Here is a 1,926-nt window from a genome sequence, read left to right as displayed (position 1 = left end):
CGGTGGTCGTGACGACGGAGGCCTGCGCGACCGCGTCGTCGACGACGGTGGCGGCCACGGCGGCGAGGACGCTCGCGCGGTCCTCCAGCGCCTGCACGCGGCGCTCGGGGACCTCGCGGGCGCTGCGCAGGGCCTGGGCCTCCGCACGCAGGCCGGTCACCTCGCCGCGCAGGCGGGTCAGCTCGCGCTCGCTCTCGTCCACGCGCTCGTGGGCGTCGGCCAGCACCCCCCGGGCCTGCTCCTGCGCCCGGCGCAGCACCGCCTCGGCGCCCTGCCGGGCGGAGGCGCGCACGCGCTCGGCGTGCTCCTGCGCCATGGTCAGGAGCTGGACGGCCTGGTCGGTGACCCCGGAGCCGGATCCGGCCTCGAGGCGCGGCGCCGGGGCCGGGGTGCGCACGTCGACGACGACGTCGGGCGCGGCGGCAGGTCGCTCAGCGGTCTCCATGCCCCAGGGTCGCACCGGGGACGGGCGGATCGCGGTACTTCGGCGACGTGCAGCGCGGCGTGGCGCGCGTCAGCAGCTGGTGCCGGCCGGCGCGGCCTGGCCGCCGCCCTGGGTCGGTGCCGGGGCGCCGTCCGGTGCCGGCGTGGCGTCCGGTGCAGGTGCGGCGTCCGGTGCAGGTGCCGGGGCGGGAGCCGGCGGGACCAGCGCCTGGGCGACCATCGCCTGCAGCGCCGGGTAGTCCGGGTGCCCGGTGTCGATCGTGTCGATGGTCAGCGACAGCGAGCGCAGCGGCGCCCGCTTGACCTTCATCCCGAGGTCGACGAGCGCGTCGAGCTCGCCGGCGGCGACGTCGGTCTCGAGGTTGCGCTCGGCGGTGGCCGCCAGCCGCGGGAAGGCGCGGGCGAGGGCGGTCACGTCGTACTGGTCGACCGCGGCCTCGAGCACGCACCGCTGCCGCTCCATGCGCTCGTTGTTGTCCGAGCCCTCCCGCGAGCGCGCGAACCACAGCGCGCGGTAGCCGTCGAGGTGCTGGTCCTCGCCGGCGCGGATCCAGTCGGTGATCGGGTACTTCCCGCCGGTCGCCAGGTTCGTCCCGCCGCCGATCGGGACGTCGCGGGGCACGTCGAGGGTCAGGCCGCCCATCGCGTCCACGAGCTCCTGGAAGCCCTGCAGGTCCACGCTGACGTACCGGTGGACCTCCAGGCCGAGCACCGAGCTGACGGCCGCCCGCGTGGCGGCGATCCCGGGGTCGGACGCACCGGGGAAGAGCTCGGGGTGCTGGGTGCCGAAGAGGTAGGTGGCGTTGAGCATGCACCCACCGCTGCCGTTCGCGGCGCACGCCGCCGGCCACGCCGCGGCGGCCGGGCTGCCGGCCGGGAAGGGGATGTCGGAGAGCTGGCGCGGCAGGCTGATGAGCACGGTGTCGCCGGTGTCGCGGTCGATGCTGGCCACGACGAGGGTGTCCGGGCGGGTGCCCTGGCGGTCGGCGCCGGTGTCGGCGCCGAGCAGCAGCACGTTGAGGCGCTCCAGGCCGGCGAACGGGTCGGCCGCGCGCGCCGGGGCGGAGGCGCTGGCCACCTGCACCGGCCCGTCCTGCCCGAAGACGCCGAGGAGCATCGAGCGGTTGCTCTGGGCGTACTCGGCGGCGATCCCCAGCGGCGCGCACACCGCGGCGACCAGGGCGGTGGTCGCGGCGACGGCCAGCAGCCGGCGCCCGCGCGTGGAGCGCCGGGGCCGCACCGCGCGGGCGGTCGCCACGATGACCGCGGCCCACACCAGTGCGAGGACGACGGCGCCGACCGCGAGCACCAGCATGGCCGTGGGGTCGAAGGCGAGCGGGCGGACGGCGTCCACGACGGCGCTGCGGGCGTCCGGCTGCCGCGCCAGGACTCCGGCGGAGCCCGCGACGAGCAGCGTCGGGACCAGCGCCGCCCACCCCCGGCGGTGACCCCCCGCGACCAGCCCGGCGCCGGGGACGAGCG

Annotated in this window: 2 protein-coding genes; both read right to left on the bottom strand. The window is 77.8% G+C overall.

Translation table 11 applies throughout. From position 1 onward, the window contains the following. Window positions 1-445, bottom strand: a 445-nt coding sequence (locus AC5FZL_RS16560) for a DivIVA domain-containing protein (protein WP_493619971.1), incomplete at its 3' end; no start/stop codon positions are given. A gap of 69 nt (window positions 446-514) precedes the next feature. Beyond that, window positions 515-1,926: LCP family protein (locus AC5FZL_RS16555; RefSeq protein ID WP_493619970.1), on the bottom strand; the 1,412-nt coding region annotated here is incomplete at its 5' end.

It is taken from the genome of Quadrisphaera sp. DVD1 (assembly GCF_058932755.1).
This window is presented reverse-complemented; position numbering and strand designations above follow the sequence as displayed.